This is a genomic window from Idiomarina solivarensis, from assembly GCF_033052755.1.
Taxonomy (GTDB): domain Bacteria; phylum Pseudomonadota; class Gammaproteobacteria; order Enterobacterales; family Alteromonadaceae; genus Idiomarina.
The window spans coordinates 298,371-306,133 of sequence record NZ_JAVFHZ010000005.1 but is presented as its reverse complement, the minus strand read 5'-3'; the positions used below and the strand labels follow the sequence as shown (position 1 = coordinate 306,133).

At 45.2% G+C, this 7,763-nt stretch carries 10 protein-coding genes; 4 read left to right on the top strand and 6 right to left on the bottom strand.

Annotated features, from left to right (window positions below; all coding sequences use genetic code 11):
* Both RBK99_RS10570 and trmA read left to right on the top strand, forming a co-directional pair.
* A partial coding sequence (locus tag RBK99_RS10570) for a hypothetical protein (RefSeq protein WP_317504570.1) occupies positions 1–217 on the top strand: 217 nt, incomplete at its 5' end.
* A 179-nt stretch (positions 218–396) separates the two neighbouring features.
* Positions 397–1,497 (top strand): tRNA (uridine(54)-C5)-methyltransferase TrmA, encoded by a 1,101-nt coding sequence (gene trmA, locus RBK99_RS10565; protein ID WP_317504569.1) that lies wholly within the window; start codon positions 397–399, stop codon positions 1,495–1,497.
* 11 nt (positions 1,498–1,508) lie between these two features.
* Here the strand turns inward: trmA and RBK99_RS10560 are convergent, their stop codons facing one another.
* From RBK99_RS10560 to efp, 3 genes are all read right to left on the bottom strand, one after another.
* Positions 1,509–1,898: a MerC domain-containing protein gene (locus RBK99_RS10560; RefSeq protein ID WP_317504568.1), complete on the bottom strand. Its 390-nt coding sequence runs from the start codon at positions 1,896–1,898 to the stop codon at positions 1,509–1,511.
* 98 nt (positions 1,899–1,996) lie between these two features.
* The gene (gene epmA, locus RBK99_RS10555) at positions 1,997–2,974 is read right to left on the bottom strand and encodes an elongation factor P--(R)-beta-lysine ligase (protein WP_317504567.1); all 978 of its coding nucleotides are present in this window, start codon (positions 2,972–2,974) and stop codon (positions 1,997–1,999) included.
* A gap of 2 nt (positions 2,975–2,976) precedes the next feature.
* A complete protein-coding gene (efp, locus tag RBK99_RS10550; protein ID WP_317504566.1) occupies positions 2,977–3,546 on the bottom strand; it encodes an elongation factor P in 570 nt (189 codons plus the stop codon).
* A 105-nt stretch (positions 3,547–3,651) separates the two neighbouring features.
* On the opposite strand from efp, the gene epmB reads away from it, so the two are divergent.
* Positions 3,652–4,680, top strand: a complete 1,029-nt coding sequence (gene epmB, locus RBK99_RS10545) for an EF-P beta-lysylation protein EpmB (protein ID WP_317504565.1) — start codon at positions 3,652–3,654, stop codon at positions 4,678–4,680.
* A gap of 13 nt (positions 4,681–4,693) precedes the next feature.
* Positions 4,694–5,014, top strand: a complete 321-nt coding sequence (locus RBK99_RS10540; protein WP_317504564.1) for a hypothetical protein — start codon at positions 4,694–4,696, stop codon at positions 5,012–5,014.
* Here RBK99_RS10540 and RBK99_RS10535 read toward each other — a convergent pair.
* From RBK99_RS10535 to RBK99_RS10525, 3 genes are all read right to left on the bottom strand, one after another.
* A complete protein-coding gene (locus RBK99_RS10535; protein ID WP_317504563.1) occupies positions 4,995–5,501 on the bottom strand; it encodes a DUF3016 domain-containing protein in 507 nt (168 codons plus the stop codon). The genes RBK99_RS10540 and RBK99_RS10535 overlap by 20 nt on opposite strands.
* A 123-nt stretch (positions 5,502–5,624) precedes the next feature.
* A complete protein-coding gene (gene groL / locus RBK99_RS10530) occupies positions 5,625–7,271 on the bottom strand; it encodes a chaperonin GroEL (RefSeq protein ID WP_317504562.1) in 1,647 nt (548 codons plus the stop codon).
* Positions 7,272–7,328: 57 nt separating this feature from the next.
* Positions 7,329–7,619: a co-chaperone GroES gene (locus RBK99_RS10525; RefSeq protein WP_011235507.1), complete on the bottom strand. Its 291-nt coding sequence runs from the start codon at positions 7,617–7,619 to the stop codon at positions 7,329–7,331.
* Positions 7,620–7,763: the final 144 nt, after the last annotated feature.

The following is a 7,763-nucleotide window of genomic DNA, read 5'->3' as shown; positions in this document are numbered from 1 at the left end:
TACAAATATTTCTGTTTGCTTACTTCTGCAAGTGCCCACACAGTTTGCTTGGCTTGATATAATTGTTAAAGAGCGTTTCTCAGCAGCCTTGGCTGCGAGAGGTGCGTATTCTACACACCGTGTGTTTTCCGTCAATACTTTTTTGAAAAAAGATTTTTTAGAAAACGTCTGTTTTTGGCGGCTTCGTTGCCTGCCTCGAACGTGGAGCGCATTTTAGAGATTTATCTCGCCCCGTCAAGCGCTTTTCCTGCCTTTTTAACTGTTTCTTTACTGACTGCGTAAAGTTTCAGCAAATGTGATCAAATCCAACATAAATAAAGGACATTGGCACATAAACGCGTTGATGCGTAAAATAGAACCCTGACTAATTATCGGCAAATACGGCGTAACTTAATAATGACTTACAAACGAATCGACACCTCTGAATACCCAAAACAACTTGCGCAGAAAGCTGACAGAGTAAAAGAGATGTTTCGTCCTTTTCATATCGACGAGGTCGAGGTGTTTGAGTCACCCTCGAGCCACTACCGGATGCGTGCAGAGTTTCGGGTTTGGCATGAGGGTGACGACCTGTACTACATTATGTTTAACCCTGAAACGCGAGAAAAAATTCGCATGGATGAGTTCATACCGGGCAGTCTGCTGATTAACCGGTTAATGAAAGAGCTCATGACCTTAGTAAGGCCTAATGATATTTTACGCCGCAAACTGTTCCAGGTAGATTTTCTGACAACAACCACAGACGAAGCCATAATCTCTTTGCTCTACCATCGCCCTTTGGACGATGAATGGGAAAAGGAAGCCACAAAACTTCATGACGCTTTAGCCTCTATTGCTGAGGTTGAAGTGATAGGAAGAGCTCGTAAGCAAAAACGAGTTTTATATAAAGAGAGCGTTACAGAAGAAGTTAGGGTTGATGGCAAGAGCTATTTATCTTTGCAAACTGAGAACAGCTTCACCCAGCCCAATGCAGTCATAAACCAAAAAATGATCAGCTGGGCAAAACACCATGTTGGCAATAATTCGCATGACCTATTAGAACTGTACTGTGGCAACGGCAACTTTACCCTACCTCTGGCAGAAAACTTTAATCGTGTATTAGCCACTGAGATTAGCAAAAGCTCTGTAGCGGCGGCTCGCGAAAACGCAGAGTTGAACGGTATTAACAATGTTACCGTTGTACGCATGTCTGCAGAAGAATTTACTGCGGCTTTAAGTGGTGAACTTAAATCTAGAAGGGCAGCCGATGCCGATATTCATAGCTTTGACTGTAAAACCGTATTGGTCGACCCGCCCAGAGCTGGACTCGATACAGATACAGTGAAGTTAGTATCTCAATATCAAAGAATTGTTTACATTTCCTGTAACCCAACGACTTTAATAGAGAATATTGAGGCGTTGTCTGGTAGTCACAAAGTGACTGCTGCTGCTATGTTTGATCAATTTCCCTACACGGATCATATTGAAACGGGTGTTGTCATGGAAAAGAAAAATTAACGTTAAGCTCGTTATTCTGCAACGGCAGAGAAATTGAACTTTCGATTTAAACGGAGATTTGATAAGTGAGCATAAATAATAAGGCCAGCACCAACTAAAATAATAACGGGCTCTCCCCACGGGCCCAATATATCGCGCTGAGAGTAAATAGCGGCTCCGGCGATCAAAAAGGCCAGTAACCACCACTTTCCATGGCGACGGGCGCCACCAACCAAAGACCAAAGTCCGACAACAACACTTAGCCCTAAAATTGAGTTTTCGAGTAAGTCTTCACCAATAAAGGCAAAGCCAGCAAGCGCTAGAAGTGGCAGAATGACAGGCAGCAACAAGCAATGAATCGCACAGACTGTGGTGATCCAGATACCCGCTTTATCCAAATTTTTAGGGGCTGCTGCTGACATATTCGGTATGACCCTATCTGAAAATCTTACCTGTTATATTATAACATACGGAGAGAATAACCAAGGGCAATCAGAAAAAATTTTAAGCTATTCCAGATTTACGCGGTATCAATGGAAAAAGGCAGGACTTCAGTTATTGAATTAGCTTCACAGACAATCATCAACAGTCTATCAAAACCCAGCGCAACACCAGAGCAAGAAGGCAGGCCTGACTCTAAAGCTGCCAACAACCGAGTATCTTCAGGTCGAACAGGAAGATCTTGCTGCTTTCTCCATTGATTGTCTTTTTCAAAGCGATCCCTCTGTTCAACGGGATCAGTGAGTTCATGATAGCCGTTGGCGAGCTCAACACCACGATAGTAGAATTCAAAACGCCTGGCCACACGGGGGTCATCTTGATCTATCTTTGCCAAAGCCGCTTGCGATCGCGGAAACTCTGTCACACAAACCGGTGTATCAAGAGGAAACTGGTTTTCAATAAACGATGAAAATGCAACTTGCAGAATTGTGTCTTCATCGGTTTCTGTGAGCATCCATTCCGACAAAGCGGGCTGTTCTATCAAGTACTGCTTAATTTTGCTAACACCAGTCTTTGTCAGTGGATCAAAGCCTAGACCGTCAATGAAGCTTTGCTGATAAGTTACGACTTGTACTTCTGGGGCACCACAAAGCTCAGTGAGTAGCGCTGAAACTTCAGCTATAAGCTGTCTATCATCATATCCAACTCGGTACCATTCAAGGAGGGTAAATTCGGGATTATGAAAGCGCCCGATTTCGTCGTCACGAACCACATGACTCAGCTGATAGATATCTCGGTGGTACGCAGCAAGAACCCGTTTCATTGCGTACTCAGGAGAAGTCTGAAGATACAGCGTTTTATTACCCGAGGGTAAAGGATATTTAAATTCAGTGGTTAAATTATTCAAGTGACAATCTGTTACGCCAAATTGTGACAACAGATGAGTGTCGACTTCGGTTACCTGCCTTTCATAAAAAAACTGGCGAACCTGCCGCATTAATTCAGCGCGTTTAACAAGCACTGACCAATCGGCTGTGGGTCGCCAGTGAGTCGTCATACTTACTTTTGTACCCGCGAAACGTATTCACCTGAACGAGTATCGACTTTGATGATCTCGCCAATTTGCACAAACAGTGGAACACGAACAACCGCTCCCGTACTCAAGGTTGCAGGTTTACCACCCGTGCCCGCTGTATCACCTTTGAGGCCCGGGTCTGTTTCAGTAATTTCTAGCTCAACAAAGTTAGGCGGCTGAACATTAATTGGCTTCCCTTCCCATAGAGTTAGAGTACAAACATCTTGTTCAACCAACCATTTTTCAGCCTCGCCAACGGCCTTTTCATCCGCGGGAACCTGTTCAAAGGTTTCATTGTTCATAAAGTGCCAGAACTCGCCATCGTTATACAAGTAGGACAGCTCAAGCTCAATAACATCGGCACCTTCAACAGACTCACCCGACTTAAATGTTTTTTCGACCACCTTACCACTGATTAATTTGCGAATTTTGACACGGTTAAACGCCTGACCTTTGCCCGGCTTAACCATTTCATTCTCAACGATCGAGCATGGCTCGCCGTCCTGCATTATCTTTAAACCGCCTTTAAATTCACTCGTACTGTAATTCGCCATAATAAGACTTTCCTTTATAAACGCCTGATCATTTGCGCGCAATAATAAAACAAATAGCGACTTTTTTCAGGTAAAATATAGAGTATTTGCAGCAGTAACGGAGGCATGGTGTCCGAGTCAGCGTATTCCATTTCGGTAAATGAGCGCCCTGACTGGCAGTTGGAGCTGAAACAAGCCTATACCCGGCCAGACGATTTGCTGCGCGCGCTCAAGCTAGACCCATCTCTATTTACAGCGGACAGCGAAGCCAGAAAGCTTTTTACAATGCGCGTCCCCAAACCTTTCGTAGCCCAGATGCAAATGGGAAACCGCTACGATCCGTTGCTACTTCAAGTACTTCCTTTACGTAACGAATTTGATTCCGCTCCGGGCTACAGTTCCGATCCATTGCAAGAACAACAGGGACCTGTAAATGGGGTACTGCATAAATACAAAAGTCGTGTGCTTTTAATACTGCAGGGGGGGTGTGCTGTCAATTGCCGCTATTGCTTCCGTCGTCACTTTCCCTACGACGAACTGGCTTTTAGCAAGCGCCAGCAGGGCGAAACGCTCGAGTACATCAAGCGGCACCCGGAAGTGAACGAAGTGATTCTTAGCGGTGGTGATCCTTTAATGGCGAACGACAGACGCCTTAACGATCTCATTGGAGAACTCGAAACATTACCCCAACTGACTCGTTTACGTATTCATAGTCGGCTGCCAGTCGTGATACCCTCTCGCCTGACAACCGAGCTCAAAGAACGACTGAGTAGCAGTCGTTTACAAAGCATACTGGTTTTACACGCAAACCATGCTAATGAAGTGTCATCGGAGCTCGCAACGACTTTAGCTGACTGGCATCGTGCGGGTATTCACTTGCTGAATCAAAGCGTCTTATTAAAAGGTATCAACGATAATTTAACAGCACTTACCGAACTGAGTGAAACGTTATTTAGCGCGAAAGTTATACCTTATTATTTGCATCAACTCGATAAAGTGGACGGCGCAAGCCACTTCGCTGTCAGTGACCAAATAGCGCAAAGCTTATGGCAACAAATGACTCACGAGTTACCGGGGTTCCTGGTTCCGCGCCTTGTAAGAGAGCAGGCGGGCGAGCTTAGTAAAACCGCTATCATGCCAGACGGCACTAATTAATAAAGGATTGATTATGAGCGATAATCTCGAAAGTGTAGAAAATAAACTACAAGAACACCTACAACAGCTGTATCGCCAAGTGATTGATGCAGACCAATACCTCGATGACTTACGCCAACAAGGTAAAGCTAAGTTTCAGGGGGTTTTCGCCGAACAAACAGTTTTTGAAAGCACAGGCAACCGGTTTCAGCCCTACCTTAATGAAATTGTTGCCAATTTTGAAAAGTGGCAGCAAGACAAAGAAGACGAGCAACAATTACAATTACTAGTACAACAATTGCAGTTGATGACTGAAACTCTTGCTCGTCTAAAGCTTATTCGTCAGGCTGGCTGATCAGCGTTTTTTCGAACCAACGCGTTATCATCTGCTCTTCAAAATACAAGTCGTTCCGGCGCACTCTTGACGCCAGGCTGTCGTAATTAAAACTCATGTTTTGCACATTAGCCTGGCCTTCCTTTAAAACATCGCCCGCGTTATTCACTAAACGATAATTGAATTCCATACTAGGGAAATCAATTTCACGGACAATTCGGACATAATTTGAACTTGAACGTCCGAAAGTAGGCTCAACGCGACCCGTTAAATCGACATTGGTCACGGTAACTTCCAACTTTTGATCGTCCGGAAGTTTTGCCGCCAACCCCTGAAAGTGTTCTGTCAGTTGATCCATCACCTTTTGCTGATAGCGATCCTTCAAGCCACTGGCCGGACGAATATCAGTATAACTATCAACATCTTTCCAGGAAACTTCAGCCGTACCGGCTAACGCTGTAACGCTAAAAGCCAATAAAGCAGTTCCCAATAAGCCTTGAACACGCATGCTATTTTCCTCCCATACAATCGCCAAGGTTGCCATCTTGATGTTAGAACACAGTAAGCCAAAAAAATTCCATAAAAAAAGGGAGCCATAACGGCTCCCTTTATCAAACGGTGCTCCGGGGCATCACATCATGCCGCCCATACCGCCCATTCCACCCATGTCGCCGCCAGGCATTCCGCCAGCATTGTCATCTTGTGGAATGTCAGCAATCATTGCTTCGGTGGTAATCATCAGTGCGCCAACTGAAGCTGCGAACTGAAGTGCGGAACGAGTGACCTTGGTTGGATCCAAGATGCCCATTTCCAGCATATCGCCGTAAGTATCGTTACCCGCGTTGTAACCGTAGTTACCTTTACCGCCACGAACGTTGTTCGCGACAACAGAACCTTCAGCGCCAGCGTTCATCGCGATTTGACGCAGAGGTGCTTCCATCGCACGTAATGCTAAACGAATACCTACGTTCTGCTCTTCGTTGTCACCACGCAGTTCTGACAGTTGGCTAGCCGCGCGAACCAGAGCAACACCACCGCCAGGTACAACACCTTCTTCAACAGCAGCACGAGTTGCATGCAATGCATCTTCAACACGCGCTTTTTTCTCTTTCATTTCCATTTCAGTAGCAGCACCGACTTTGATCACTGCAACGCCACCGGCCAATTTCGCCAGACGCTCTTGCAGTTTTTCGCGATCGTAGTCTGACGTGGTGTCTTCCATCTGCTGTTTGATTTGGTTAACACGACCATCAATCGCTTTGTCGTCACCGTTACCATCAACAACTGTGGTGTTGTCTTTAGTAATAACAACGCGCTTCGCTGTACCTAAATCTTCTAGCTGAGTTTTTTCCAGCTCCATACCGATTTCTTCAGAAACTACCGTACCGCCAGTCAGAACAGCAATGTCCTGCAGCATAGCTTTACGACGGTCACCGAAACCTGGCGCTTTAACGGCAGCAACTTTGACAATGCCACGCATGTTGTTCACAACCAGAGTCGCCAGCGCTTCACCTTCAACATCTTCAGCGATAATAAGCAGAGGCTTACCCGCTTTAGAAACGCCTTCTAATACCGGCAGTAATTCACGGATATTAGAGATTTTCTTATCAATCAGAAGGATGAATGGGTTGTCTAATTCTACTGAACCACTTTCCTGATTGTTAATGAAGTAAGGTGACAAATAGCCGCGGTCAAACTGCATACCTTCAACCACGTCCAACTCGTCAATCAGTGCCTGACCTTCTTCAACGGTAATAACACCTTCTTGGCCTACTTTGTCCATCGCTTTAGCAATGATCTCGCCAATGGTGTGGTCTGCGTTTGCAGAGATAGTCGCTACCTGCGCAATGGCTTTGCTGTCGGCACAAGGCTGAGAGATTTTTTTCAATTCTTCAACAGCAGCAATAACGGCTTTATCGATACCACGTTTGAGATCCATCGGGTTCATACCAGCGGCTACCGACTTCAGACCTTCATTAACAATGGCTTGTGCCAGAACGGTTGCAGTAGTGGTACCGTCGCCAGCTTCGTCATTCGCTTTAGACGCTACTTCTTTAACCATCTGCGCGCCCATATTTTCGAACTTATCTTCCAGTTCGATTTCTTTCGCGACAGAAACACCATCTTTGGTGATAACAGGCGAGCCATAAGATTTATCTAAAACAACGTTGCGGCCTTTAGGGCCCAATGTCACTTTGACTGAATCAGCAAGAATGTTCACGCCTTTCAACATTTTTTGACGTGCTGTGTTACCAAACTTAACTTCTTTAGCTGTCATTTTTGCGTTCCTCATTAAATTCGTTTAGTCGGTTGTGCAGTAAGCGGTTCTAGCGTTTTATTCTTCAACAGCCAGAATGTCGCTTTCGCTCATGATCAAGTACTCTTCACCGTCAATTTTCTCGGTTTTAACGCCGTAGCCTTCATTGAACAGCACTTTGTCACCCGCTTTTACATCAAGTGCACGTACCTCACCGTTATCCAGGATGCGGCCTTTGCCTACGGCTACAATTTCACCGCGAGTTGATTTTTCTGCCGCAGAACCAGTCAGAACAATGCCGCCAGCCGATTTTGCTTCAACTTCGGTGCGTTTGATAATGACTCGATCGTGTAAAGGACGAAGTTTCATTGTTGATAACTCCTCAACCTATTGTTGTTAGTGGTTAGTACCCCTAAGGGCGTGTATAAATTGTTGTGCTCATTAAATGGGGGAGGAATTTTTGTTATCAAGGGGGAAGCGCAAAAATTTTTATGGTAATTTGCAAAAACTCAT

Excerpts from the sequence above, each read along its gene's own strand:
- trmA (WP_317504569.1), top strand. The coding sequence starts at position 397 with ATGACTTACAAACGAATCGACACCTCTGAATACCCAAAACAACTTGCG.
- RBK99_RS10560 (WP_317504568.1), bottom strand. The coding sequence starts at position 1,898 with ATGTCAGCAGCAGCCCCTAAAAATTTGGATAAAGCGGGTATCTGGATC.
- epmA (WP_317504567.1), bottom strand. The coding sequence starts at position 2,974 with ATGACGACTCACTGGCGACCCACAGCCGATTGGTCAGTGCTTGTTAAA.
- efp (WP_317504566.1), bottom strand. The coding sequence starts at position 3,546 with ATGGCGAATTACAGTACGAGTGAATTTAAAGGCGGTTTAAAGATAATG.
- epmB (WP_317504565.1), top strand. The coding sequence starts at position 3,652 with ATGGTGTCCGAGTCAGCGTATTCCATTTCGGTAAATGAGCGCCCTGAC.
- RBK99_RS10540 (WP_317504564.1), top strand. The coding sequence starts at position 4,694 with ATGAGCGATAATCTCGAAAGTGTAGAAAATAAACTACAAGAACACCTA.
- RBK99_RS10535 (WP_317504563.1), bottom strand. The coding sequence starts at position 5,501 with ATGCGTGTTCAAGGCTTATTGGGAACTGCTTTATTGGCTTTTAGCGTT.
- groL (WP_317504562.1), bottom strand. The coding sequence starts at position 7,271 with ATGACAGCTAAAGAAGTTAAGTTTGGTAACACAGCACGTCAAAAAATG.
- RBK99_RS10525 (WP_011235507.1), bottom strand. The coding sequence starts at position 7,619 with ATGAAACTTCGTCCTTTACACGATCGAGTCATTATCAAACGCACCGAA.